The organism is Serratia sp. K1WW1 (assembly GCF_055790865.1).
In genome coordinates, this window is record NZ_CM147697.1 from 2,547,767 (window position 1) to 2,572,428 (window position 24,662).

General features: G+C 47.7%; 23 protein-coding genes and 1 other RNA gene. 12 read left to right on the forward strand and 12 right to left on the reverse strand.

Annotated elements, in window-relative coordinates; translation table 11 throughout:
• Positions 1 to 37: 37 nt before the first annotated feature.
• The 5 genes from lsrF to lsrA are packed head-to-tail and all read right to left on the reverse strand — an operon-like array spanning position 38 to position 5,624.
• On the reverse strand, positions 38 to 913 hold the full coding sequence (gene lsrF, locus ACX9GU_RS11505; RefSeq protein ID WP_473194838.1) for a 3-hydroxy-5-phosphonooxypentane-2,4-dione thiolase: 876 nt from the start codon (positions 911 to 913) through the stop codon (positions 38 to 40).
• A 34-nt stretch (positions 914 to 947) separates the two neighbouring features.
• Positions 948 to 1,970, reverse strand: a complete 1,023-nt coding sequence (gene lsrB, locus ACX9GU_RS11510; protein ID WP_473194839.1) for an autoinducer 2 ABC transporter substrate-binding protein LsrB — start codon at positions 1,968 to 1,970, stop codon at positions 948 to 950.
• 44 nt (positions 1,971 to 2,014) lie between these two features.
• On the reverse strand, positions 2,015 to 3,016 hold the full coding sequence (lsrD, locus tag ACX9GU_RS11515; RefSeq protein WP_473194840.1) for an autoinducer 2 ABC transporter permease LsrD: 1,002 nt from the start codon (positions 3,014 to 3,016) through the stop codon (positions 2,015 to 2,017).
• Complete coding sequence (gene lsrC, locus ACX9GU_RS11520; RefSeq protein ID WP_473194841.1) at positions 3,013 to 4,062, reverse strand: autoinducer 2 ABC transporter permease LsrC; 1,050 nt, start codon at positions 4,060 to 4,062, stop codon at positions 3,013 to 3,015. Before lsrC ends, lsrD begins: the two co-directional genes overlap by 4 nt.
• Positions 4,056 to 5,624, reverse strand: a complete 1,569-nt coding sequence (gene lsrA, locus ACX9GU_RS11525) for an autoinducer 2 ABC transporter ATP-binding protein LsrA (RefSeq protein ID WP_473194842.1) — start codon at positions 5,622 to 5,624, stop codon at positions 4,056 to 4,058. Before lsrA ends, lsrC begins: the two co-directional genes overlap by 7 nt.
• Before the next feature lie 249 nt (positions 5,625 to 5,873).
• On the opposite strand from lsrA, the gene lsrR reads away from it, so the two are divergent.
• The 4 genes from lsrR to ACX9GU_RS11545 all read left to right on the forward strand — a co-directional run bounded on the left by lsrR (position 5,874) and on the right by ACX9GU_RS11545 (position 9,989).
• Entirely contained in the window at positions 5,874 to 6,839 is a 966-nt protein-coding gene (lsrR, locus tag ACX9GU_RS11530; RefSeq protein WP_473194843.1) for a transcriptional regulator LsrR, read from the forward strand.
• A 52-nt stretch (positions 6,840 to 6,891) separates the two neighbouring features.
• Entirely contained in the window at positions 6,892 to 8,484 is a 1,593-nt protein-coding gene (gene lsrK, locus ACX9GU_RS11535; protein ID WP_473194844.1) for an autoinducer-2 kinase, read from the forward strand.
• A 12-nt stretch (positions 8,485 to 8,496) separates the two neighbouring features.
• On the forward strand, positions 8,497 to 8,847 hold the full coding sequence (locus tag ACX9GU_RS11540) for a cupin domain-containing protein (protein WP_473194845.1): 351 nt from the start codon (positions 8,497 to 8,499) through the stop codon (positions 8,845 to 8,847).
• A gap of 131 nt (positions 8,848 to 8,978) precedes the next feature.
• The gene (locus ACX9GU_RS11545; RefSeq protein ID WP_473194846.1) at positions 8,979 to 9,989 is read left to right on the forward strand and encodes an AI-2E family transporter; all 1,011 of its coding nucleotides are present in this window, start codon (positions 8,979 to 8,981) and stop codon (positions 9,987 to 9,989) included.
• A 742-nt stretch (positions 9,990 to 10,731) separates the two neighbouring features.
• On the opposite strand, the gene osmB is transcribed toward ACX9GU_RS11545, so the two are convergent.
• Positions 10,732 to 10,950, reverse strand: a complete 219-nt coding sequence (gene osmB / locus ACX9GU_RS11550; RefSeq protein ID WP_473194847.1) for an osmotically-inducible lipoprotein OsmB — start codon at positions 10,948 to 10,950, stop codon at positions 10,732 to 10,734.
• 283 nt (positions 10,951 to 11,233) lie between these two features.
• On the opposite strand from osmB, the gene ACX9GU_RS11555 reads away from it, so the two are divergent.
• Positions 11,234 to 11,785, forward strand: a complete 552-nt coding sequence (locus ACX9GU_RS11555; RefSeq protein ID WP_473194848.1) for a lipid-binding SYLF domain-containing protein — start codon at positions 11,234 to 11,236, stop codon at positions 11,783 to 11,785.
• Here the strand turns inward: ACX9GU_RS11555 and ACX9GU_RS11560 are convergent.
• Together ACX9GU_RS11560 and ACX9GU_RS11565 are read right to left on the reverse strand one after the other, a co-directional pair.
• Complete coding sequence (locus ACX9GU_RS11560) at positions 11,775 to 12,530, reverse strand: Crp/Fnr family transcriptional regulator (RefSeq protein WP_473194849.1); 756 nt, start codon at positions 12,528 to 12,530, stop codon at positions 11,775 to 11,777. The genes ACX9GU_RS11555 and ACX9GU_RS11560 overlap by 11 nt on opposite strands.
• A gap of 725 nt (positions 12,531 to 13,255) precedes the next feature.
• A non-coding RNA gene (locus ACX9GU_RS11565) (RtT sRNA) lies at positions 13,256 to 13,388 on the reverse strand.
• Between the two features lie 220 nt (positions 13,389 to 13,608).
• Here ACX9GU_RS11565 and ACX9GU_RS11570 point away from each other — a divergent pair.
• Positions 13,609 to 14,811, forward strand: a complete 1,203-nt coding sequence (locus tag ACX9GU_RS11570; protein WP_473194850.1) for a tyrosine-type recombinase/integrase — start codon at positions 13,609 to 13,611, stop codon at positions 14,809 to 14,811.
• 26 nt (positions 14,812 to 14,837) lie between these two features.
• Here ACX9GU_RS11570 and ACX9GU_RS11575 read toward each other — a convergent pair whose 3' ends face one another.
• Complete coding sequence (locus ACX9GU_RS11575) at positions 14,838 to 15,596, reverse strand: hypothetical protein (protein WP_473194851.1); 759 nt, start codon at positions 15,594 to 15,596, stop codon at positions 14,838 to 14,840.
• Between the two features lie 126 nt (positions 15,597 to 15,722).
• Here ACX9GU_RS11575 and ACX9GU_RS11580 point away from each other — a divergent pair, with 126 nt between their 5' ends.
• From ACX9GU_RS11580 to ACX9GU_RS11605, 6 genes are all read left to right on the forward strand, one after another.
• Positions 15,723 to 15,935, forward strand: coding sequence for a helix-turn-helix transcriptional regulator (locus ACX9GU_RS11580; RefSeq protein ID WP_473194852.1), 213 nt, complete (start codon positions 15,723 to 15,725; stop codon positions 15,933 to 15,935).
• Positions 15,936 to 16,889: 954 nt separating this feature from the next.
• Positions 16,890 to 17,780, forward strand: a complete 891-nt coding sequence (locus ACX9GU_RS11585; RefSeq protein WP_473194853.1) for a GTPase family protein — start codon at positions 16,890 to 16,892, stop codon at positions 17,778 to 17,780.
• A gap of 53 nt (positions 17,781 to 17,833) precedes the next feature.
• Positions 17,834 to 18,724, forward strand: a complete 891-nt coding sequence (locus ACX9GU_RS11590) for a hypothetical protein (RefSeq protein WP_473194854.1) — start codon at positions 17,834 to 17,836, stop codon at positions 18,722 to 18,724.
• 24 nt (positions 18,725 to 18,748) lie between these two features.
• On the forward strand, positions 18,749 to 19,231 hold the full coding sequence (locus ACX9GU_RS11595; protein ID WP_473194855.1) for a hypothetical protein: 483 nt from the start codon (positions 18,749 to 18,751) through the stop codon (positions 19,229 to 19,231).
• A gap of 319 nt (positions 19,232 to 19,550) precedes the next feature.
• A complete protein-coding gene (locus ACX9GU_RS11600; protein ID WP_473194856.1) occupies positions 19,551 to 19,901 on the forward strand; it encodes a CI repressor protein in 351 nt (116 codons plus the stop codon).
• Between the two features lie 170 nt (positions 19,902 to 20,071).
• Positions 20,072 to 20,809, forward strand: a complete 738-nt coding sequence (locus ACX9GU_RS11605) for a hypothetical protein (RefSeq protein WP_473194857.1) — start codon at positions 20,072 to 20,074, stop codon at positions 20,807 to 20,809.
• 298 nt (positions 20,810 to 21,107) lie between these two features.
• Here the strand turns inward: ACX9GU_RS11605 and ACX9GU_RS11610 are convergent, their stop codons facing one another.
• The 3 genes from ACX9GU_RS11610 to ACX9GU_RS11620 form a co-directional block, all read right to left on the reverse strand.
• Positions 21,108 to 22,193: a YecA family protein gene (locus ACX9GU_RS11610; RefSeq protein ID WP_473194858.1), complete on the reverse strand. Its 1,086-nt coding sequence runs from the start codon at positions 22,191 to 22,193 to the stop codon at positions 21,108 to 21,110.
• Positions 22,194 to 22,682: 489 nt separating this feature from the next.
• The gene (locus ACX9GU_RS11615) at positions 22,683 to 23,660 is read right to left on the reverse strand and encodes a hypothetical protein (protein ID WP_473194859.1); all 978 of its coding nucleotides are present in this window, start codon (positions 23,658 to 23,660) and stop codon (positions 22,683 to 22,685) included.
• Entirely contained in the window at positions 23,651 to 24,448 is a 798-nt protein-coding gene (locus tag ACX9GU_RS11620) for a hypothetical protein (protein ID WP_473194860.1), read from the reverse strand. Before ACX9GU_RS11620 ends, ACX9GU_RS11615 begins: the two co-directional genes overlap by 10 nt.
• Positions 24,449 to 24,662 lie beyond the last annotated feature (214 nt).

The following is a 24,662-nucleotide window of genomic DNA, read 5'->3' on the forward strand; positions in this document are numbered from 1 at the left end:
GGGCGGGCCTGGAAAACCGGCCCGCATTTCAGCCGTATCAGCCTTTTTCGCTGAGGAATAGTTCGTAGGCGTGTTCTACCGTTTCGTTCTGATGAACGATGGCGTGTACCGCCTTGATCATGGCAACCGGGCTTTCTGACTGGAAAATATTCCGCCCCATATCTACCCCGGACGCCCCTTGATCGATGGCCTGGAAGCACATCTCCAGCGCCTCGCGCTCTGGCAGCTTTTTCCCACCGGCGATGACGATGGGGACTGGGCAGCCAGCCACAATGCGTTCGAACCCTTTATCCACGTAGTAAGTCTTGATGATTTGCGCCCCCATCTCGGCGGCAATACGCGTGGCCAGTGAAAAATAACGCTGATCGCGCGCCATATCTTTCCCTACGCCGGTCACCGCCATGGTAGGCATGCCGACTTTCAGACCTGCATCGATCAGTTGGATGATGTTTTTAATCGACTGATGCTCATGTTCCGTGCCGATATAAACCTGCGCAGCGACGGCACAGCTATTCAGACGCACCGCGTCGTCCATGGCGACCGCCACCGCCTCATTGCTCAATTCGGTCAGAATGGAGTTTGCTCCTGAAGCGCGCAGGACGATGGGTTTGTTAGTGGCTGGCGGGATCACGCTACGCAGAATACCCCGGGTGCACATCAGCACGTCTGCATGCTGAAACAGCGGTGCAATATTGATATCAATCCGCTCCAGCCCGGTCGTTGGCCCCTGGAAATAGCCGTGGTCAAAGGCCAGCATCACGGTTCGGTTAGTGCGGGGGTTGAAAATGCGTGCCAGGCGGGACTGCATACCCCAATCCAGCGCACCACACCCTTTTAAACTAAACAGGGCATTTTGCTGCGGCCGGTCAATATGGAAGTCTTTGCCATCTTTGATGTCATCTAAATCAGCCATTGTTTTACTCCCTCCAAATAATCGGGGCGATAGGTTAGAAGTTGTATTTGTCGATATTGTCTTTATTGAACACCACGCGCTCAGGTAGCAGCACGATGCCATTGCCTTTTGCCTGGTAGTCGTAGCCTTGTACGCTGTTTGGTGAAACCTCTACCTGGCCCACACCAGGAATATCGAGCTTGTCGCCAACCTTCAATTCACCGTGTTTCAGCAGGGCGTTGGCCACGTAAACCGAAATTTTCCCTTGTTCGACCACGTCCCACAGGCCGAACTCTTTAACCGTGCCGCGCTGAATATAAGGGCGCATGACGTTCGGGGTGCTGAACCCCACAATCGCCACGTTGTCACGCTTGAGGTTTTCTGCCGCTTGGGCCGCTGCGGGCAAGGCATTGGCATCCGGGGCTATGATGGCGTCCAGATCGCCGTAGGCTTTCAGGATCCCTTCGGCGGTTTGCAGTGACTTGGTGGCATCGTTGTAACCAAACTGCGTGGTGACCACTTCCCAGCCCGGATGGTCTTTCTCGATTTTACGCTTGGCTTCATTCACCCACTGGTTTTGGTCGGTCACCGTCGGGCTGGAATAGAAGAAGGCGACCTTGGCCTTATCTTTCTTCACCTGATTGGCTGCCATATCGACCAACATGCCCCCGAGTTGGGCTGGCGTACCCTGATTGATGTAGTAAGAGCGGCATTCGGGCTTGGTGTCTGAGTCCCAGGTCAATACCTTCACGCCACGCTGCATGGCACGTTTTAATACCGGGCAGAGTCCTTCCGGGGAGACGGCAGAGACGATAATGGCGTTATAGCCCTGGTTAACGAAGTTATTGATCAACTGAACCTGGCCGGACACACTGGGCTCGGTTGGGCCATCGTAGGTCACGTCAACGCCCAGCTCTTTCCCCGCCTCTAATGCTCCATTACCGCCGCTGGTGAAAAAGCCGACGCCCACCAGTTTGGGGATAAAGGCAATGCGCTCTGCTGCCTGTACGCCAATGCTTAGCGAAGCCATGCCGAGTACGCTTAAAAGCGCGACTTTTTTGATACGTTGTAGGGTCATGTTGTTCTCCGTATATCGCGTTGTCAGAAGATGTATGTCATTGCTCAAACCTGATTGATGCTGCTGCGTCGCTGGATCCACTCTCTGATTTGATGCCGATGCAGGCTGATGGAGCGGCCAACGACGACAATAATCAGCAGCGCTCCGGAAAGTGCGCTGGAGATCTGATTAGGCACGCCAGCCATTTGTAATCCTTGTTGCAGATAACCGACCAGCAAGACGGCTACGGCGGTACCGAGAATGGAACCTGAGCCGCCGTAAATATTTGCCCCGCCAAGCACTACCGCCGTGATGGCAGGCATCAGGAAGGAGGCGCCGAGGTCGGAACGTGCCGAACCAAAGTAGGAAACCAGCAGCACTGCAGCAATGGCTGAAGCAAAGCCGGTCATTGCATAGAGCGCACACAGCGTTCGGTTAACCGGGATCGCACTGTATTGCGCCACGCGTTGGCTTTGGCCAATCAGGAAGATGTTGCGCCCGGCGTGTGTCCGGTGCATCAGCAGCCAGCACAGCAGAACACAGACCATAAAGAACGTCAGCGGTACTGGCAGGCCAAATACCGTCAGGTTGGCGAAATCGGTAAAGGCCATCGGGAATCCGCCGATGCCTTCATAGCCGGTGGCACCAGAGATGCCCGAAAGCAGCAGGGCGCTACCGCCAAACAGGTACATGGTGCCGAGGGTGATCACTAGAGGATTGATACCGGTGTAGATGATCAATCCGGCGTTGATCAAACCGCACAGGGCGCCCAAGGCCAGCGTTATCGCTATTGCCAACGGCAAGGGCAGGCCCGCCTGGAACATCACCCCTAGCGCAATGGCGCACAGGCCAATGGTGGAACCAAATGAAATATCAATGCCGCCACTGACGATCACCATGGTTAGCGGCAGTGCCACAATGCCAATACAGATAAAATCGCTGGTGCTGAACAGCAGGACATTAATATCCAGCATGCGTGGGTTTACGACCCCGAACGCCAGGATTTCAATCAGCAGCAGGGCGGCCAGCGCCAGTTCCCAGCCGAAACGTCGCCATTGTGCCATCATGCGATCTCCCGTTTTTTTCCCTGGGCAGGGAGTTGGGTGGAGTGAGGGGATGTTGGGGACGAGGGAGGAGGATCGATAAACCGGGCATATTTCTGGCGGCGGATATTCTTTTGCAGGGCGCAGCGCAGGCGGCCATCAAACACCAGAACCCCCAACAAAACCAGGCCAGCGATAAAGTCGTTCCACCAGGCAGGAATGCGCAACAGTACCAGCACGCTGTCGATCTGCGTCAGGAAATAGGCACCCAGAATGGCCCCCACCACCGTGCCAGAGCCACCAAGCAGGCTGATGCCTCCCAGCACGCAGGCGGCAATAGCCTTCATTTCCAGGCCGGTGCCGGTTTGATTGGGAATAAAGCCAATCTGTGCGGCAAACACGATCCCGGCGAGCGCCGCCATTAGCCCATTAAGTGAGAAAGCGATGATGCGGATGGCCTCGGTGCGGATCCCGAGTTGACGTGCACCCTGCAGGTTGTCACCGGTGGCATAGAAGCTGCGGCCGAATGAGGTTTTCAGCAGTAGCCAGGCCATTAACGCCACCAGCAGTAAGGTTAGCCAGCCAATCGGTGAGATGCCCAGCAGCACCGGTGAAGAAAGTTGCTTGAGCGAGTTTGGTAACCCTTCGATCCATTTACCCCCAGTCCATAGCAGCATGATGCCACGATAAAGACCAAGGGTGCCCAGGGTGGCGACTATGGCAGGAATTTTAAACCAGGCGACCAGCACGCCATTAAAAAAGCCCGCCAGCAAACCGAGTAGCAGCGTGACGCTAAAGGCGACGGGCAAGCTATATCCCGCATTGAGCGTTATCCCAAGCAGCACCGCACACATCCCGGTGATGGAACCGACGGAGACATCAATGTTACGGGTCAGCATAACCAGCGCCGCGCCGATGGCCAGCAGCATCAGGATTTGCGAACTGCTGAAGATCATGGTCAGCGTCTGAAAACTGAAATAGCTGCTATCAATGCTCCCCAGTAGTGCAAACAGAGCGATGATGGCCAGCAGTGCCGTCAGCTCTCGGTTGTTTTGTATCATCTTTAGCATGAGGTCTCCCCGTTGGTATGAGGTTGATAGGAGGAGGGAGATACGACGTGTTGTTCGCCAAAGGCCATATGCATGATGGTATCGACAGTAATCTCGTCGCCACACAGAGCGCTGCTTGCCACCTCGCCCTGGTGCATGATGCAGACGCGATCGGACATCATGGCTATCTCTTCGAGATCGGATGAAATAAACAGGATAGCGACATGCTGTTGGGCAATGCTCCGAATGAGCTGATAGATATCGTTGCGTGCACCGACGTCGACGCCACGGGTCGGTTCATCGACGATCAGCAACTGTGGCGATGCTTCCAGGCATTTGGCGATCAGTATTTTTTGTTGATTACCGCCAGACAGGGTGCGGGCCGGTTGTTCCGGGTGGTTGAATTTGATATTCAGCGCCCGGCGATAACGTTCAAGCGTAGCGTTATCACGCTGTGGATGGGCCCAGAACCCGCCGGTATTGTGGGTGAGGGCACAGACGTTCCAGGATAACGATGAATCCAGATACAGCCCGGAAGACTGCCGGTCTTCCGGTAAATAGATCAACCCGCGTTGCAACCGCTGGCGGGTGCTCAGTTCCGCGATCTCTTCACCATTGAGCATGATGCTGCCCGCACTGGCTGGGCGTAATCCATACAGCGTTTCAGCCAACTCGGTGCGCCCGGAGCCGACCAAGCCAGCCAGACCCAGGATTTCGCCAGCGTGGACGTTGAGTGTCACCTGCCGGAAGCCTTCGCCAGTGAGTTCCCTCAACTGCAATACGGCTTTGCCCTGAGGGTTGGCTGGCCGATTGCCAGGCAGTTCGAGCCACAGTTTCTGGCTGGCGGAGAGATCCACATTACGGGCCGCTGGGGTGATTGCCTGAATAATCTCATCCGTGGTCAGCGAGGTGGTTTTCCCCGTCAGGGCGATTTTGCCGTCACGCATTACGCTAACGCGGTCGGCAATCTGGCGGATTTCCGGCAGCTTATGGGAAATAAAGACGATACCGACACCTTTGCCAAGCAATTCATGCAGGCGGGCAAATAATCGGTCCGTTTCGGCAGGCGTCAGCGACGCCGTGGGTTCGTCCAGGATCAGGATCTGGGAATCACGCATTAATCCCCGCATGATCTCAACGATCTGGCGGTCAGCCACATCCAGCGACCCTGCCATACTGTTGGGCTCAAGTTTGCATCCCAACAGTGCGAGTAACTGCTGCATTTTTTCAACAGCAGCCCGCTTGGCAGGCAAGCCAAACAGAATATTCTCTTTAACCGACAGGCTGGGGAACAACAGCGGTTCCTGCGGCACCAGATAGATCCCCAGTTGATGCGCTTTGACCGGGGTCAGGTTGGCACAACGCTGGCCATTGATCTCGATAGCGCCGCCGTCTGGTGGTACTACGCCAGCAATGATCTTCATCAGCGTGGACTTCCCTGCGCCATTGCCACCGAGCAGGGCATGTACCTCGCCGGCATGCAGGGTAAAGTCGATGCCTTTCAGCACCGCAACACCGGAATAGTGCTTATTGATATTTTGTACACAGAGCAGAGGTGGATCTGAGTATTCACCGGTTTGCATCTTGCCTCCGTTCACTCGAAGATGAGTGACTGAGTTGAACAAATATTTTTTAGAAAACTAATTGTTCATAACCTTAGTCATGGTTTGGCGATAAAACCATCACTGCGATCACGTTTTTTGAATAATTGTGTGCTAGTAAAACCGATGTTCAAATTTGGTGTATATTTGTGGCATGACTCACAGCTATTGTTGAGCGATAGCGGAACAATTGTGTTCAAGATTTAAAAATGTTCAAAGAGAAGCGGATTTATGACGATAAATGACAGTGCATTGATTAGCGAACATGGCATGTGTGAGGAGGAGCAGGTTGCCCGCATCGCCTGGTTCTACTACCACGATGGGCTGACGCAAAGCGAGATCAGCGCCCGGCTTGGGCTGACGCGCCTTAAAGTTTCGCGTTTGCTGGAGAAAGGGCATCAGTCTGGGATCATTCGGGTGCAGATTAACTCCCGCTTTGAAGGTTGCCTACAGTATGAAGATGCATTGAAAAAACACTTTGACCTGAAAAACATTCGCGTATTGCCCGCCTTGGCCGAGGCTGATGACAGCGCGAGGTTGGGGATCGGTGCGGCACACATGTTGATGGAGTCCCTGGAGCCGCAGCAGCTGTTGGCGGCCGGATTTGGTGAGGCCACCATGAGCACCTTGAAAAGGCTCAGCGGCTTCATTTCTTCGCAGCAAATTCGCCTGGTCACGCTTTCCGGTGGTGTGGGGCCTTATATGACCGGGATTGGTCAGTTGGATGCCGCCTGCAGCGTCAGCATGATCCCAGCGCCGTTGCGCGCTTCCTCTGCCGATATTGCCCGTACCCTGCGGGATGAGAATAGCGTCAGGGACGTGCTGCTGGCGGCCCAGGCTGCCGATGTCGCCGTCGTTGGGATCGGTGCGGTGAGCCAAAAAGATGCCGCCACCATTTTACGCGCTGGCTATATCACCGAAGGCGAGCAACTGATGATTGGCCGCAAAGGCGCCGTTGGCGATATTCTTGGCTACTTTTTTGACGCCACCGGCGCAATTATTCCCGACATGCAAATTCATCAAGAATTGATAGGGCTGAGCTTGAGCGCGCTTGCCACCATACCTACCGTTGTCGGGGTTGCGGGGGGAGTACCAAAAGCCGAAGCGATAGTGGCGGCATTGAAGGGCGGCTATATCAACGCGTTGGTCACCGATCAGGACACGGCGGCAGAAATGCTCAAACTTATTGGAAAGTAAAGGTTAATAGCGATGTAACAGACTGTCTCAAACACCAGCCGAGGACAAACTCATGGCTCGACTCTGTACTCCTGCCACATCAGGCCAATACCTGATGGCTCTGGATGCCGGTACCGGCAGCATCAGAGCGGTAATTTTTGATTTGCAAGGCAATCAAGTCTCCGTAGGGCAAGCCGAATGGCAACATTTGGCGGTCCCTGATGTACCGGGCTCCATGGAATTCGATCTTGCCAAAAACTGGCACCTCACCTGCCAATGCATCCATCAGGCGTTAAAGATGGCGGCCATTGCGCCGGAGGCGATTGCGTCCGTGGCTGCGTGTTCAATGCGTGAAGGAATTGTGATCTATGATGCAGAAGGTCAGCCGATCTGGGCATGTGCCAACGTAGATGCACGGGCAACGCGTGAGGTCAGCGAGTTAAAAGAGATCCACAACCATACTTTTGAAGATGAGGTTTACCGTTGTTCAGGGCAGACTCTGGCACTCAGCGCCATGCCCCGGCTGCTGTGGTTGGCGCATTACCGCCCTGATATCTATCGCCAGGCAGCCGCGGTCACCATGATCAGTGACTGGCTGGCTTATATGCTTAGCGGTGAACTTGCGGTCGACCCATCAAATGCCGGGACTACCGGGTTGCTTGATCTGGTCACACGAGACTGGAGAAAAGGCCTGTTGGAAATGGCGGGCCTGCGCTCTGACATCCTTTCACCGGTAAAAGAGACGGGAACACCGTTGGGGGCGGTGACGGCCAACGCTGCTGCACTTTCAGGCCTGCGGGCAGGCACACCGGTGATTGTCGGGGGAGGTGATGTCCAACTGGGATGCGTGGGTCTTGGCATTGTCAGACCAGCACAGACCGCCGTATTGGGCGGAACGTTCTGGCAGCAGGTGGTGAACCTTCCTGCGCCGGTTACCGATCCCAATATGAATGTGCGCATTAACCCGCATGTGATCCCGGGAATGGCTCAGGCTGAATCCATCAGCTTTTTTACCGGCCTGACCATGCGCTGGTTCCGTGATGCCTTCTGCGCCGAGGAGAAGCTGATTGGTGAACGTCTGGGCGTGGATACCTATGCCTTGCTGGAAGATATGGCCAGGCGGGTACCATCAGGTGCTCATGGCGTGATGCCCATCTTCTCCGATGTCATGCGCTTTAAGAACTGGTATCACGCCGCCCCCTCATTTATCAACCTGTCGATCGATCCGGAAAAGTGCAACAAAGCTACGTTGTTCCGCGCCCTTGAAGAGAACGCGGCCATCGTGTCGGCCTGTAATCTACAACAAATCGCCGAGTTTTCAGGTGTCAAAGCCGATTCGCTGGTGTTTGCCGGCGGTGGTTCAAAAGGCACGCTCTGGAGCCAGATCCTGGCCGATGTCACCGGGCTGACCGTACGAGTCCCGGTGGTTAAGGAAGCTACCGCGCTGGGATGTGCTATTGCGGCTGGTGTGGGGGTAGGGGTCTATTCGTCGTTGGCAGATGCGGGGGAGAGCCTGGTGCGTTGGGATAGGGAACATATCCCGAACCCGGATAACCGTGAGGTTTATCAACAGGCACGTCAAAAATGGCTGGAGGTGTATCTGGATCAACTTGGTTTGGTTGATCACGGGTTGACGACGTCAATGTGGAAGGCTCCTGGCCTTTAAGAGGAGGGTATCATGATCAAGACCAATGAAATGGATCACGACTATCGCTTCGGCGACAATGGCCCCAAATACCTGATCCGTGGGCCGATGTGCGATATGGGCGTCGTGGTGTTGCAGCCAGGACAGTCGTTCAGAAATCACCGCCACAAGGAGGTTTGCGAAGTCTTTTACACTGTCAGTGGAGAAGTGTGCCTGTATCTGGAAGGGGAGAGGCAATTGCTGCGTGAAGGGGATGTGTTGCAGTGTGATCCTGGCGAGGCGCATTTCCTGGTCAATACTGGCTCGGTGCCGTGGAAAGGAGTATTCGTGAAATCGCCGCATATTTTAGGGGATAGCCATCCCGCAGAGCCTGAGAGCTATTAGGACGAAAGCCAGAACTCCAGCCTTGAAGCCAGGTGATTTAAGTTGTCGTGTTCTGTTTTGCATGTTAAATAAAACATAATACCAAAACAGGTACTTAAAAATCCTATCCTCTCAAGGACAAGCGAGTAACAATGCAGATAATGAATGTCAAACAGGCCAGGATAATCAGTTTCATCTTTGTGATGGGGGGGATCCTGCTGCTGTTGCCGTTGCATCTTCTTACCTGCTTTATGGCGGGTTTTCTGGTTTACGAGATCGTGAATATCCTTACGCCACATTTTCAGAAGGTGATCGGCGGCCATCGGGCCAGATGGCTGGTTGTGGCGGTAATCAGCACCTTGGTGGTCGGCCTGTTGATCACCATTGTGGGGAGTATCGTCGGCTATCTGATGCAGGATATGAAGAATATCTCTGGCATCAACACCCGTATTGCGTTCATCCTGCAGGATGTCCAGCAAGAGGTGGCAAAATATATGCCGGGCTATCTGCCGTTGAGTGTGGCAGAACTGAAGAACGAGATCCTGAGCCGGATGCAACAGCACATAGCGCTGCTGCAGACTATGGGCAAGAGCGTGCTGCATGGCCTGGTGACCATGCTGATCGGGATGGTGCTCGGTGCCATAGTCTCACTGTATAACATTGATAAAAGCGAGGATCGGCCATTACTGAAAAGTGAGCTGATGAAAAGGATTTCGCTGCTATCGCAGGCGTTCCGCAATATTGTGTTTGCTCAGGTTAAAATATCGGCAATCAATACCTTCTTCTCGGCTATCTTTATCCTTGGTGTGCTACCGCTGTGCGGGATCCATATCCCGCTGGCGAAAACGCTGGTGGTGTTTACCTTTATCTTTGGCCTGCTGCCGGTGATCGGCAATCTGATCTCCAATACCATTGTTTTCATCTCTGGCCTGTCGGTATCCCTCGGGGTGGCGCTGATTGCGCTGCTCTACCTGATCGTGATCCACAAGTTTGAGTATTTCCTCAATGCCCGTATTGTTGGCACCAAAATCAGGGCCAACTCCTGGGAGATCTTGCTGGCGATGTTGGTCTTTGAGGCGGCATTTGGCCTGGCTGGCGTGGTTGCCGCTCCTATCTATTACGCCTATCTGAAAAGTGAACTCAGGGAAGCCAAGCTGATATGAGTGTGTGCCATGAAAATGGGGAACATTCGTGCTAATGCTTGTCAGTTAAGTAGCAGTACGTGCAGTGATGCCCCTCTCCCAAAGGAGAGGGGACTGAACGTGCTACAAATTGTCTACTGTATCTGACCGCAACTCCGGACCCGCTCCCTCTCCCCAATGCAGTGTTAATGTGGCACTCGATCTGTATTGTGGCAGAGCGTTGGGGTGAGGGGAGATTAGTAGTCTTAACGGGCAGTGTGACTCAGCTCTTTACACTAAATAGTTCAGCTAAGGGGCTGCGTTTTGCGCGCTGTTATATACTGAGGGGAACATCCTTTTTCAGCCCATTCACGGGTTAAGTTCAAATTTTCATTTCACTTGTTTGTGAATATTTCCCTCACGGAAACCCTTAAAATTAAATTTTTGTTGTCTCTGCAGAAGGTTTAAAAGTATGGAGACTCGCCGTTCTGTGCGTTTTGGGGTATCCGGCGGAAAATTATAACGTATCGTAAAATGCTCATTTTTTGTATTAACGAAATCGATGCTCAATACCGGGGATGAGGCTCCCAGGACTTTCCTGTAATTTAAAGAGATACACGACATCTTCTTTTTCATATAAATCCCTTTATTCTTATCAGACAGCTACCATAACGCGGGCGTTGAAACGGAAGAATGGCCAATAGCGAAACTCGTTACGGCGCCTAACATATCAGCAATAAACCCCACGCAGATCGATCTGTATGATACCCCACCATAACTGAATTTATTTACTTATCTGATTACCAATAAGCCCACCGACGGCAGCACCTCCGATGGTACCTACTGCATTGCCATCAGTTAATACGGCACCACCTGCGGCACCCGCACCTGCACCGATGGCCGTGTTACGGTCACGTTTTGACATGTTGGAGCAGGCACTGACTGACAAAATCAGCATAATTGCCAGAGTGGCAGTTCCAATACGTTTATTGAATATCATCATAATATATCCCCTTGGTTTTGGTTCGTTGGAAGTAAAACTTGTTTCAATTAAGAGAGGTAAATATTTCACCTATTAAATGTAAGGTAACTCAGTATACTCCAATATGGGGGTGATAGCCCGTTATTATTTTTTAAATGGCATGCGGCCAATGATTTTATAAAAGTTGATTTGTTGGGGGAAACATTAATTTGATGCTATGTACGCAAGCGTACAGATATTTTTTCATTGTTCACTTATGATTAAGTTCAAATAAAAACACAGCAATAAAACCTAGGGTATGAAAATGAAAATGATAAAAGCATACACGCTGCCAATTATGGCTGCGCTAATAATTGGTATGAGCCCCGTAGTTGCTTCTGCCGCATCTGCTGATGAGTTAGATAGAGATGCTAAGCAGGCACTCAATATCCTTTACAAACATAATCCTATAGCCAAGAAAATAGCAAAACAGTCACGTGCCATACTGGTTTTTCCTAAAGTTATAAAAGCCGGATTGGTGTTCGGCGGCAGCTACGGTGAGGGCGTGCTGTTAAAAAATGACCAGCCTGCAAATTATTATAATTCGGTGTCCGCATCTTGGGGATTGCAAGCAGGGGCTCAGTCTTATGGCTATGTTGTTTTCCTGATGAATGACAGCTCCGTAAACTACCTTGAAAAATCGAAAGGTTGGGAAATTGGCGTTGGCCCTACCGTGGTAGTGGTGAATGAGGGAGTGGCCAAGAATCTGTCATCATCAACGCTAAAAGATGCAGCTTATGCATTTATCTTTGATCAACAAGGGCTCATGGCCGGCCTAAGCATCGAAGGCACTAAAATATCCGTTATTAATCGCTGATAAGCCCATCTACAGAAGATTGGCTTTGCCTATTCGGTACGTAAGCTAATAGCCGGTCATATTCTTTTTTCACTACGGCATAACACTCACAGGTGCGGTGCTCAAGACCTCGGCGGTCTAAAACGGTTATATGCCCCCTGGTGTAGCTGATTAATCCTGCCTGTTGAAGCTTGAGTGCAGCTTCGGTGACGCTGCTGCGCCGAACGCCTAACATATTGGCAATCAGTTCTTGAGTCATAACCAGTTCATTACCAGAGAGACGATCCAGACTGAGTAATAACCAGCGGCACAACTGTTGATCGATGCTGTGATGCCGGTTACAAACGGCCGTTTGCGCCATCTGAGTCAGCAGAGCTTGTGTATAGAGTAAGAACAGGCGTTGGAGCTCTCCCCCTTGCTGGAATTCATGTTTTAACGCCAGGCTCGGCAAACGGAAAGCATATCCGGCACTTTGTACCACGGCACGAATAGGGGAGGATCCTCCGCCCATAAATAACGAAACACCGACAATTCCCTCATGTCCTACCACGGCAATCTCTGCGGAGGCGCCGTCTTCCATAACATAAAGCAGCGAGACGATAGCCGTGGCAGGAAAGTAGACATGAGTCATAGTATCACCCGACTCATACAACACTTTGCCAAGTGGTAGTTCAACCCGTGTGAGCAAGGGCTTCAAACGTTGCCATACCGGCGGTGGCAAAGCAGCGAGTAGGCCGTTTGCATTTGTAGCAGAGTAATCGGTCATTTCGGGCGGTTTCCGATGTGGGGACAGCGTTACCATAACCTAAAATGCATCGCGGTTGCTGAATTTATCTATTTCTCTTGATCAAAACACCAATACGATTTCCCGCCAGCACTCAGCTGATTTCTTTTATGCTCTCAATGTATTTTGATACCAGGCCATAATCGATCGCTTCTGCGTATTCTGGCGATGATTAATTGTCGTTTTAGAGGAGCGTGAACGAGTTAATTCCTAACGCGCCTGGCTTTCATTTATTACACTGATCGTTCACTTTCAGCCAACCTGAGACTGTCGTTTTCTCATCAAATCCCTCCTGGCGTGGGGAATATGCAATAAAAAAGCCTGAACGTGAATTCAGGCTTTCTCATTTAATATGGCGGTGAGGTCGGGCTTGATTCGCAAGCTCACCCTGCGGGCGGCCAGTCGGCCGTCCAAAATGTCTCTGCGATGCGAGCCATTTTGTCGAACCCTGTCGAGGCTTCTCACCCCTCCCAGAGTGTGGTACATGCAAAAAAAGTCTGAACGTTAGCTCAGACTTCTTCTTTAAATATGGCGGTGAGGGAGGGCTTGATTCGCAAGCTCACCCTGCGGGCGGCCAGTCGGCCGTCCAAAATGTCTCCTGCGATGCGAGCCATTTTGTCGAACCCTGTCGAGGCTTCTCACCCCTCCCAGATTGGGGGATATGCAAAAAAAAGTCTGAACGTTAGCTCAGACTTCTTCTTTAAATATGGCGGTGAGGGAGGGCTTGATTCGCAAGCTCACCCTGCGGGCGGCCGGTCGGCCGTCCAAAATGTCTCTGCGATGCGAGCCATTTTGTCGAACCCTGTCGAGGCTTCTCACCCCTCCCAGACTGGGGAATATGCAAAAAAAAGTCTGAACGTTAGCTCAGACTTCTTCTTTAAATATGGCGGTGAGGGAGACCGCCATATTCAAAACCAATGCAAGCTAATTTTGTCTGAAAATTATATAATTATCTGTATGTTACAGATTTCAACTTCCAATGCCAACTAAGCAAGTACCAGAGTATCTAGTAACTAATGGCATACTGGATGGCATACCCATTGCTCAGGATAAAACAACAATGGCATTACTTACCGACACCAAAGCTCGGCACATCAAGCCTGATGACAAGCCTTTGCCACATGGAGGCATTACCGGGTTGACACTTCATCCCTCGTCCAGCAAAGGCCGAGGGAAATGGGTATTTCGCTATGTCAGTCCGGTGACACAAAAGCGGCGTAATGCCGGTTTAGGTAGCTACCCAGAAATTAGTATCGCTGATGCTGCTCGTCTGGCACAAACCATGCGCGAGCAGTTGGCAAACAACACTGACCCACTAGAAGTCAAAAAGACGGAAGCAGAAAAAGTTGTTATTCCTACGTTTGAAGAGGCAGCACGAAAGGTTCACAGTGAGTTACTGCTTGGTTGGAAGAACAAAAAGCACGGCAAGCAATGGCTCTCAAGTTTGGAACGCAACGTCTTCCCATCTTTGGGGCCTAAACCATTGGATACTATAACCGTTGCTGATGTTGCCGGAGCCTTACGTCCTATCTGGCTAAGTTTGGCCCAGACTGCTGGCAGGGTTAAACAGCGTATCCATGCTGTGATGCAGTGGGGATGGGCCCATGGCTACTGCAATGCCAACCCGGTTGATGTGGTCACCCATTTGTTGCCACAACAAATTAGCGCCAATTTACGTACTGAACATCAGCCTGCTATGTCGTGGCGGAAGCTTCCTTTGTATGTCAGCAAACACGTTTATAGCGATGAACGATATAGCGTCACCCGTGCTCTACTGTTGTTTGTCATCTTGACCGCCTCACGTTCCGGTGAGGCACGAGCCATGCGATGGGATGAAGTGGATTTGAAAAATCGTCTCTGGACATTACCCGGCGAGCGAATGAAAGCAGGGGTACTTCACCGGGTTCCTTTATCTTTGCAGGCCGTTGCTGTGCTTGAAAAGGTGAGGGGACTGCATGACGAGTTGGTCTTTCCTTCTCCCAGGAAGCAAATAGTATTATCAGATATGGTGCTTACTGCATTTCTGCGTAAAACAAACGCGCCCAGTGATACTCTAGGTAGGGTGGCAACTGCTCACGGATTCCGGTCTAGTTTTCGTGATTGGTGTAGCGAGCAGGGATACCCTCGTGACCTGGCTGAACGGGCATTGGCACACACCATACAAAACAAAGTTGAGGCGGCTTATCATCGAACCGACTTGATGGAACAACGCCGCCCAATGATGCAGGCTTGGGCGGATTATGTGCTTTCGACAGTAGGTTAACCTTTACTTAGCGCCTTTTGGGGCGCTTATTTTCTCTTCACTACTTTATCGAACGTCGCTTTAATTACCTTGTCATTTCTGGACCAGTCAGTGATTGCTCGATGCCAGGATATTTTAATATTTTCATTTTCAATAAATTGAGTGATATCATTTTGCAAAGCATCAATAGCAGCAGCCTTTGTTTTCCACCTACCTTCTGGCACATGTTTATTAAGCAACTCTACAACTTTTGCTTTTAGCGGTTCGTAGGATTTAGCTCTTCCCTTACCACCTTCTCTGGCTGTATTGATTCTATTTTTTATGGCTTCATCATATCTATCTTTTAGCATGTGAGCAACCATTGCTCCAGACCACATATTTACAAATTTCAAGGAGTTCATTAAATACTCACATGCATCGTGATGTTTTTTTATATTATTTAAATGGTTAGCCCATTGGTGGCACACGAAGAAAAGCTTAAGGTAATTACGAATTTCGCCGCAAGATTCGACTCTACCTTCTTTATCGCTTACATAACACTCTATTGTGTTTGTTAAGACGTAAACTGATGAGTTTTTCTTAGCATTTAGTTTGTCTTTTTCCTTTATGAACTCCCCGTCAATATTTACAAGCTTACCTTTGTCATTTATGTAATACCCACCTGCATATCTTTTGACAAGTAACTCGGCATATCTATGGTACCTGTTAATGTTTAACTCGCTAATATAGCTAGAGTCTTTCAACGCACTCACGCTTTCTTCTAGTTTTTTGCTGAGTTCCATAAATAAAAATTCATTATTTTCCATGTGGTTACCTAAAAAGTGAAAGTGAAGTGCTTGTAGTGAAAATGTACTCTTAGCAGGCGGATTCTAAGGGGTTTTGTGCTGATGTAATCTCCAGACCGTTCCCTTAAACAACTGTGAGAAAACATTATGTCTACACAATCAATGAAGATTTTACGCTTACCTGCTGTCGTGAAAAAAGTAGGTATTGCACGAGCCACCATTTACGACTGGGTCAACCCGAAATCACCCCGGTACGACTCAACATTTCCTCGGCAGATCCCGTTAGGAAAAAAATCTGTTGGCTGGTTGGAATCAGACCTAGAGCAGTGGTTATCAGATCGCCGTACTTCTGAACACTAAATCAAAATCCTCCCCGGAGGGATAACCTCCGGGAGTTACAGATCCCATATGAACTATAAGCCTAAGCTTTACTGCCAACAATACCCTGTTCTTTGATTTTAAGGTGTGGGTGTATCTGTGATGCATAGAGCCATCTCCCTGGAGATGGTGGAGCAAAATCCGATCATCAACGTTCGGATGCCTTTTTGTTTTTATAACGTACTGAAAATAAGGAGTAATACAGAAATGACAACGATATGCCCAGAATGTGGTTCTGAACGTATTAGTGAGCGCCATATTGGCAGAACGGCGGGAGGTATAGCTGGGGGTGTCGCGGGGGCTCTCAGTGGTGCTGGAGCCGGAGCCGCAATGGGATCTGTCGTCCCAGTAGTGGGAATGGCAGCGGGGGCGGTTATTGGTACATTACTGGGGAGGTTTGTTGCTGGTGCTACAGCGGGCGCTGCCACGGGCTCTGCAATGGATGGGGTTCTGTTTGACCGGTTTGTCTGTCGGAACTGCGAACATACCTTCGACTAACTGGATTGGTACTAAAGTAGAAACACGCTATCAGCACGTATAACCTTCAGTTCACAAATTCCCCGTTAAATTCGACACATCCTCTCTTTGTTGATTGATCTGCCAAAACGATCGGTTTGCTTTTTTTGATAGGTTTTAATGATCAAAACATAAAAAACGATCGGTTATGACGATAGGTTTTACAGATCAGTTTCGCTAATTCGATCGGTATTAACAATTTTACTCCCCCTTGTCTTCCTGAAAAGATCATTAAATCCATACCGTTTGGTAGGGCATTATCCGCAGCCTGATTTCAGTTGTGCTGTCAGTGAGTTACTTCGTGTTGAAGAAAGTGCATCTGACACATGAAGAGGGCTTTGAGCAGCAAATAACAAAAAGACTACTCAGGGATTTTACAGCGAGAGGCCAGTTTGGCTGGCTAGCGAAGAGAGGGAGTGTATGGAAGACAAAATAAAAGCCGGTTACAACCCGGTCAAGGATGCAGTGGATATTTTGCCTGAGGGGATCAGAAGACTCGTTTTCAGCAAGCTTAACGAGATTGTCGGCTATGAGCCTAGGATTGGCATCATGGGGAAAACTGGCGCAGGCAAATCCAGCCTGTGCAACGCCATTTTTAAAGGGGAAGAATGCCCGGTCAGTGATGTGGGTGCTTGCACGCGAGAAATAAAGGAAATACGCATCCGGTTTGGGAGGCGTTCCATTTACCTCGTCGATATACCTGGCGTGGGGGAAAGTGCCGAACGTGACAGCGAGTACGAAAAACTCTACAGGGAGCTTATGCCAAAACTCGATCTGGTCCTCTGGGTCATCAAGGGTGATGATCGTGCATTTTCAGCCGATGAGCATTTTTACAAAGATGTTCTCATACCCGCAGGAGGTAAAGGAAAAACGCTGTTTGTTTTGAATCAGGTAGACAAAATTGAACCATTCCGCGAATGGGATGGACAGAACGGCTGCCCATCTCCCCGGCAGATCGAAAACATTTTTGCGAAGAAAGACTACATCAGCCAGTGCTTTGGTTTTACTGAGTTTCCGATTGTCGCCGTAGCGGCCAGTGAAGGCTATAACGTCACTCATTTGGTTGAGGAGATGGTGAGGGCTCTGCCAAAGCAAGCAAAAAGCCCTTTCACAGCGCAGGTAAAAAAGGAGCACAAAACAGAAAAGGTCATCGAAGACGCCACAAGCGGTTTCGGCGACACCGTAGATCGGGTCATCGATGAAATCATTGATATGGCTCCTATCCCCAAGCCTATAGCCACTTTGGCGAAGGCTGCTAAAAAAGTCGTTGTGGAAACACTAAAGAAAGCCTGGGATTTTTTCTTCGGTTAACACTTACTCGCCCCTTTTATTTAAGGGGCTTTCATTATCTAAAGGGTAAATACATGAAAAAATTAATTATTAGTATAGCCATGCTAAATATTATTATGTTCTCAACTTTTACTTTTGCAAATCCAGAAAACTCATGTGATGGTGAGCAGTCTATCTTTTCTGATTATACCGTTAAAGGAAATAAATACGTCGCTGTATGCTACGTCAATGATAAAGTTCGCTATGTATTCGGTAAAGATGGTGCTAAACCAGATATTTTATTAAACGTTCCGAAAGACAAAGTTGAGTTCACTCTCTCGGGGAATGGCGACGAGAGCGTTACTATTCCAAATGGAGCCTATAGCTATACGGTAGGTGAGTATCTCAGAGGTGGTCCATTTATTCAGGTGTGGAAAAACGAAAAGCTCATTGCCGAGATTGAGTTAAGTGGAAAGGTTCTCGAAAACAATATTAGTCATTACGTCAATCCTGATGTTGAATCGAATAGCAATAGCAATAGCAATAGCAATAGCAATAGCAATAGCAATAGCAATAGCAATAGCAATAGCAATGTTAAAGATTTATTTAAATTGTCTGTTTCCGGGAAATATCGTGACATTGCGCCTGGGAGGTATTATTTCTGGAAGTACCAACTGATAAGTAATATGGATAATCTTAAAATAGAAAAAATCACTGTTAACCGAGAACGTTGTTCAATCAATGAGAGTAAAATAACATACATGACAAAAGTGCAAGAACAGAATATGCTTAATCGTGTTCATAATGGTAGCAAAGCCAAACAGATACTTGAGGATAATGAGGTTCCAAGAACCAGTTGGGATCTGAACTACAGTGATGTTTATTATTTCACTGTATCCACAGATAGTGATTACGGTAAGTGCAAACCTCAGGAAGTTGTGATTGAAACCAATCAGGGTAGCTCAACATTCACTTGGGATTTATAATTTCTTTAAACAATGGAAATGATCATGAATGAGAAAAATGTAAATATACTCAAAGATAGCATCAATATTAAGGTTATTAACTTTGTGCTTCTGACTGTAGCTACAGGTGGCATCTACCCTATGATGTGGTTGTATCTGAATCAACAAAAAATGACGGAAGAACTGAAGAATAGCTTTGTTGCTAAGGACTTTCCGCTATGGCTTGCTGTTGTCACGGGTTTGGGCTGGTTGCTAGTTGATATCAGCTATTCCATAAGCGATACTGAGACTGCTCTAGATCATATTGCAACCCTGTTGTCGGTCGCTTCTGCTGTTATGCTGATCGTCTGGGCATTTAAAGCAAAGGCAGCATTACAGGCTTATGCTTTGAATGAGTTTAAATTCGAGTTAAAAATGAACCCATTCTACACATTCATTTTTAATGTTTACTACATTGTCTATTGCATCAACGATATGGAATCTGAACTGAAAAAACACAAAATAATTTTTAGTCAACAAAACACCTGATATAATTTACTTTAAGCCATCCGCCAATAAGGCGGGTGGCTTTATGATTAAATTTAATATTTTCTTTAAATAAGCCCATCATGAGATTTACTGACCAAGCTCCCCTGTACCTGTAGAAAACCTTGTCTTGTATATTTAACCTTTAGACTCATCAGTTCGTATTCGGGTATGGAAATTATTCATCGTTTGTTTGTTGACTTGAACATGGCGACGGCTACACTACCATGTTATCCAGGCGAGCAACTCTTTATATCCCTGCTGTTGCATTGCCAATGCAAAACTATCCCGCCAACGGTTGAGTAACAACATTTAGGAGTCTATGGCGTCATTTGCCCGAGAGTGCAACATTTCAGAAGCGATGATCAGAAAGTACCTGAAGACAAACACGTTGCCGGGCATTGAAAACGCTGTGGCTATTTCAACGTACACGGGTAAGTCATTGTCATGGCTCATAACCGGTGTTGAGGAAACGAACGTCAGTGCAATGCCGTTTTCACTTTCAGAGCGTTTAACCGATGAAGAGATCGCGAAATGGTGGGGTTGCATCTTTGATGCTCTGACTGTCGATGATAAAACCAGCATTATCAAAGTGTTTAAGCTAGGGGGGCTTAACGCTTTATTTAAGTCGGACCTTATCACTAGTACACAGAGCAAGCTAAAGAGCCGCTAATTTATCCGTACTGTTGCGGCTTAGGTCCCAATCAGCTCTGATAGTCAACTATGTGCCAGAAGCAGAAGTTGCTAAGTTCGCACTGCATTAATTATTAGAGAGCAGGCCGATACGATTGTGTTTTTTTTCGCGAATGATGGCATTGTGTCTTTTCCATTAGGTGCAGGATAGTGAGCAAAGTGAAATTCATTAAAGGGATTGAGGTTCAGAGAAATGATAAGGAACTTGAAAACCTCCTAAGCGCCTGGGTCAAAGCAATTTTACGTTATACCACTGCCAATGAGTATGATAACCCTTGGTGGTACAACGAAAGGGCTTCGCTAAGCGTATTGGCTGGAGCTGCATGGACTCTCAAAAATTGGCTCGCCTTGGAAGAATTTTCGACATTGAAGCGTCACCGCACCCTTGAGCCAGGTGTCGATAGTGGCTCGCTGCGAAACGGTCGTTGCGATCTATTTGTGCAGTCCCCGAATACTAGCTTTGCAATTGAGGCGAAGCAAACGGTGCAGTCGATCGGTGCTCGTTCCGATGGTTACACTTTTGCTGATCGTGCAATGCGAAAAGCCTGGGCAGACTCTGGGGACTTGAGTAGCAGGGAGGCGTATCGTCGATTCGCTGTCACTTTCGTCGTTCCCTATATACCAACGAGCGAAGTGCTGCTCAAAGAGGATGGCGAGGGGAAAGTGTGTCCGAGAAAAGTGGAGCGAGTGATTAAGGATTGGTTAACCGATCAGTCTAGTTTTTTTGGTACATCCATGAAGTGTACCGATTTCGCCTTCATATTCCCGCAATTAGGTAATCAGCATTATTCGCTGAATGGAAAGTACTATCCTGGTGTAGTAATAGTGTTTGAAGAACGTTACCGCGCGCATCGTCGCCAAACGGTAGCTGAGGAGCAAGTCCTCTGACCGAATTTTTTATTTGCCGCATCAATCGATTTTATTTGAAGCTGAAAGCGTTCTTCATTAATACTCATTTTGGACCGTTTTGGGCTGTCATGAAGGGCTGTATCGTGCCAGAAGCAACCGTTGCTAACATCTTAGCATGTCAAAGTATTGGGAACAGGTCATGCATACTTTGAATCACTAACGTATAGTTGGTTCTTATGGCAATAAGTTTCTAGTTTTATTGCATTATTAGATATGAAAACATCATTTAAAAAACAACGTGATGATTTTTAATAAAGCTCAACAATATCTCTTACATTTATAGCATATAATGTTCGCTCTCATTCTCAATCATGGAAAGGTCATAAATATGCATAATAACACCCTGCATCATGAGTTCATTTATACGCTCTTGTTTTTCCCCTAATGCTTCCCACCACAATGAAGAGACAAATACATTTTCGAAAAATGTGAATATGTAATTTGTTAGCCTGTCACCTAAAACATCAAGACTACATTTTTTAATTGATTCTACAAACCTCATGGCAACCTCACCATCCTCTGGTAGCCATGAGAATATCATATAACCATTATCATCTAATGCCAAAAGATTAACAGTCATGTATGCAGGCCGTTTGTCTTCTGAAGATGTGATTTCTTGCAGTTCATTACCAAATATATCAACAATCGGTCCGTGAATTCCACATGCCATAATTTTTGGAGCATGTTCTAGATGTAATATTAAATGATTAAGGGCATCGAATGAATGATCTTCAATGGAGATTTCGACTCTATTCTTTATATGGTTTAGATCGGCCAAACTTAGTTTTGCACCATTTATATTAACATTGGAAATGTTAGCCCATGCTAATTGCTCCGGAAATGAAAACCCTCTATCAAAATCTCTCAACTCTTGCATTACTTTATAATTTGCTTCTTTAACGTAGACCTCTCTCATAAGTGGTCTATATGCCAACATAGTGCATTGTTTTTTAGTTTCTTTAAAAAATTCGTCTTCCACACAAGAAAAAAGTTCTTTGTCATGATATGAGCAAAAACCTGTGAAAGTAGATGCTTGATTGATACCTATCCTTTCTAAAGTTAATCGCCCATTGTTTCTCTCTAAACTGCTTAAACCATGCTTTAGCCCCAGAACATGCCCCTCATGAGCTATAGCCTTCAAACTATTCCCCTTAGATAAAGTATGAGCCTTAACTATTCTAGTCCGACATTCGTGCTTGACTCTTTCGGGAACGCTACATTTGCTCACATTCGAAAATAAACTGATCACACCTTGAGCATCTCCGCGGGACAAAGGTACTTGCTTATCACGACCTGAGTGACATTTTTTATATTTTTTCCCAGAACCACACCAACACACTGTATTTCTACCTATTTTACTCATTTTAAAACCCCTAACACGTGATGTTTAAAAGCTCTAATGCACACATTGTAAAAGTTAGTAATTATTTTACAATAATTGAATAAAAATATCACATATATCAGAGAGAGTATATTGCGCTCCACCATTATTAACTGTTGCTCGATGATTTTAAGTAAACGTCCGCTCCTCACTCATAGCCGCCCTTGGTCGTAGCCGTGGACAGCTTTGAGCCAAAGCGGATGTTATTCACATCATTGAGTTTCAATCAATTGGCAGTAGGTCATAGGATCAACGTTATTAGTCTTCAAGATACAGACTGTGGGTAACTGTATCGGCATCTGCTAGCGGAATATAGCCAGCACGTTCATAGAAGGTGAATACTGATTTAAGGGCGCTTACATCGTAGGCTTCAGCCTGTAGCACACCATAATAGTGACGAAGATGCTGCTGTGACTGCTCTCCTTACCTGTTCGGCAAGAAGGCGCACCAGTGTGGTAAAAGATACTTTAGTTAGGCCACCAGCAATAAAATATCCTGAGATTCAGTGTTTACAACCTCTAACATTTCAGGATGTTCGCATGCAAGTCTTAGTAGGTTACTCTGATATTCCAGCGCTGGCTGTCGTTCTTTTCTGAAATTCAGGAATGAGACCAAGCTTTCCATCTCACTTTTCTTAAGATTACAAATGGCCTTTCTGTCGCAGGTGAGTGTAGATACAATCTTGTCATCAATAACCAACCAGTCTTGTTGCAATTTCTGTATAGCCTCAACAGCATATTTCGCACAACCAATCCTCTGCTGTAGATAACCGAGAAACAATCCCAAATACAAGAAGCGCTCCTGGAGTGTAGCCAGTTCCGTTAGAGATTGGGCGAACACTGGAGATGCGGCTTTTTGGGCGGAGTTGGTTAGTACCAGTCGCGTAAATTCATACTGTTCTTTAAAGGTTGGGATAAGGTATTTCAACTGTTGGATATCGCCAGACTCAGCAAATTGGTATGCACAATCTACACTAGCAATAAACCGAGCCTCGTCTCGGAACATCTCTCGCTGGCGGGCGTCAACAGCCAAATGCAATAAGGCCTCAAGTTGCTGGCCTTGTTGCTGAAGAGTACCTTCAATATGATTTAGCTTATGGCAAACGATGGCAAAACCAACTATTGAGACTGCCAGATTCAGACCTGACATCGCTAGGTTAGCGTACTGTAGGTTTTGCAGCACTCCCATTGAGCTTTGCAATACATCCATTCCACTTTGTAACCCACCCATCTGAGAGGTAAGCACCGCCTGCAGTGCTTCGATGCTTTTTTGAGCATGTGACATATCATTTGGAAACTTAAGGTGTGCAACGATACTCCCGGCATTATCGTTGCCTGCCGTGACGCGAATGACACCGCCCCAAATCTTATAGAGTCCTGACTTAATACCAGCAAGAATTTCTGGCGATTGTTCAAAGGTACGAATCAGAATCTCCGCAGTTATAGACATTTTTTTAACTCCATACAGTAAAAGTCAGTCATGCTTTTTATCCACGCTTGGCGAATCGCTGCGATACAAATTACAGCAGGAACCGTCACCCGGTATGCTGGCCCACTTAGATCGTAGGTCATCCAAGCTGTGGAGAGTACAGCGAAAACGGGATGTAGTAAGGCAACTCCTCTGCCACCAATAAGTGCTGCTCCCATCGCCGCGCCACCTGCGATCCCGAGCCCTGACACTAAGGTAAGCGTAAGCAAGCGAGAGATGGTATATGGCCCAGCAGCAGTCAGAATAAATAAAGCTAAATCGGCTTTGTTCCCTTTTTTCTTTAGTTTTTTCAACATGGCATGATCGAATTTTATATTATCCGACATGCACAGTTGTTCAATAGTATCTGCGCTAGTTTTATCTTTTAACGCTTTCTCCAGTGCTTTCTGAATGGCCATTTCTTCTATTTCAATAATACTAGCTGTTTTTGGTACTTTCACTCCAAGTTTTTCAGCTGCGTCGCGGGCAACCTCTTGGTATTCCGTGTTGTTGGATCGAACCAAATTCATTAGTGTGTTACTGCCGAAAGCACAAATCACTAAGGTAAGTTCTTGCGTTACTAGATGCAGTGTCTGACGTTCTTTGTGATTGAGGAACAGTTTTTTTTTCTCATCACTTAACGATATTCTACCCTTGCCTGCATCGGTAATAATATCTGCAAGCATATCCAATTCTTGATGGGATGCAGTTTTCAGTAACTCATTCAGTGGTAGGTTTACATCAATGAGAATCGATTCTTTCATTGTCATTTTCATCTCAATATATATATTGCATTAAGAAGGATGTAATGCAAAAGTGTCATTAATATACAATAGATATTAGTATGGTGAACTTCAGAGTGTACCGTGATATACGATAAGAGTGGGGGCGTACTCATAAGTTCACGAATTTAAAAGAAGCATTTATTTTTGCTTTTACGATATAAATCCTTTCGTTACAGAGCATTGTGCTCAATAAGGTTTT

Bases quoted from the DNA above. Each gene is read 5' to 3' on its own strand.
- lsrF (WP_473194838.1), bottom strand. From the start codon at position 913: ATGGCTGATTTAGATGACATCAAAGATGGCAAAGACTTCCATATTGAC.
- lsrB (WP_473194839.1), bottom strand. From the start codon at position 1,970: ATGACCCTACAACGTATCAAAAAAGTCGCGCTTTTAAGCGTACTCGGC.
- lsrD (WP_473194840.1), bottom strand. From the start codon at position 3,016: ATGATGGCACAATGGCGACGTTTCGGCTGGGAACTGGCGCTGGCCGCC.
- lsrC (WP_473194841.1), bottom strand. From the start codon at position 4,062: ATGCTAAAGATGATACAAAACAACCGAGAGCTGACGGCACTGCTGGCC.
- lsrA (WP_473194842.1), bottom strand. From the start codon at position 5,624: ATGCAAACCGGTGAATACTCAGATCCACCTCTGCTCTGTGTACAAAAT.
- lsrR (WP_473194843.1), top strand. From the start codon at position 5,874: ATGACGATAAATGACAGTGCATTGATTAGCGAACATGGCATGTGTGAG.
- lsrK (WP_473194844.1), top strand. From the start codon at position 6,892: ATGGCTCGACTCTGTACTCCTGCCACATCAGGCCAATACCTGATGGCT.
- ACX9GU_RS11540 (WP_473194845.1), top strand. From the start codon at position 8,497: ATGATCAAGACCAATGAAATGGATCACGACTATCGCTTCGGCGACAAT.
- ACX9GU_RS11545 (WP_473194846.1), top strand. From the start codon at position 8,979: ATGCAGATAATGAATGTCAAACAGGCCAGGATAATCAGTTTCATCTTT.
- osmB (WP_473194847.1), bottom strand. From the start codon at position 10,950: ATGATGATATTCAATAAACGTATTGGAACTGCCACTCTGGCAATTATG.
- ACX9GU_RS11555 (WP_473194848.1), top strand. From the start codon at position 11,234: ATGAAAATGATAAAAGCATACACGCTGCCAATTATGGCTGCGCTAATA.
- ACX9GU_RS11560 (WP_473194849.1), bottom strand. From the start codon at position 12,530: ATGACCGATTACTCTGCTACAAATGCAAACGGCCTACTCGCTGCTTTG.
- ACX9GU_RS11570 (WP_473194850.1), top strand. From the start codon at position 13,609: ATGGCATTACTTACCGACACCAAAGCTCGGCACATCAAGCCTGATGAC.
- ACX9GU_RS11575 (WP_473194851.1), bottom strand. From the start codon at position 15,596: ATGGAAAATAATGAATTTTTATTTATGGAACTCAGCAAAAAACTAGAA.
- ACX9GU_RS11580 (WP_473194852.1), top strand. From the start codon at position 15,723: ATGTCTACACAATCAATGAAGATTTTACGCTTACCTGCTGTCGTGAAA.
- ACX9GU_RS11585 (WP_473194853.1), top strand. From the start codon at position 16,890: ATGGAAGACAAAATAAAAGCCGGTTACAACCCGGTCAAGGATGCAGTG.
- ACX9GU_RS11590 (WP_473194854.1), top strand. From the start codon at position 17,834: ATGAAAAAATTAATTATTAGTATAGCCATGCTAAATATTATTATGTTC.
- ACX9GU_RS11595 (WP_473194855.1), top strand. From the start codon at position 18,749: ATGAATGAGAAAAATGTAAATATACTCAAAGATAGCATCAATATTAAG.
- ACX9GU_RS11600 (WP_473194856.1), top strand. From the start codon at position 19,551: ATGGCGTCATTTGCCCGAGAGTGCAACATTTCAGAAGCGATGATCAGA.
- ACX9GU_RS11610 (WP_473194858.1), bottom strand. From the start codon at position 22,193: ATGAGTAAAATAGGTAGAAATACAGTGTGTTGGTGTGGTTCTGGGAAA.
- ACX9GU_RS11615 (WP_473194859.1), bottom strand. From the start codon at position 23,660: ATGTCTATAACTGCGGAGATTCTGATTCGTACCTTTGAACAATCGCCA.
- ACX9GU_RS11620 (WP_473194860.1), bottom strand. From the start codon at position 24,448: ATGACAATGAAAGAATCGATTCTCATTGATGTAAACCTACCACTGAAT.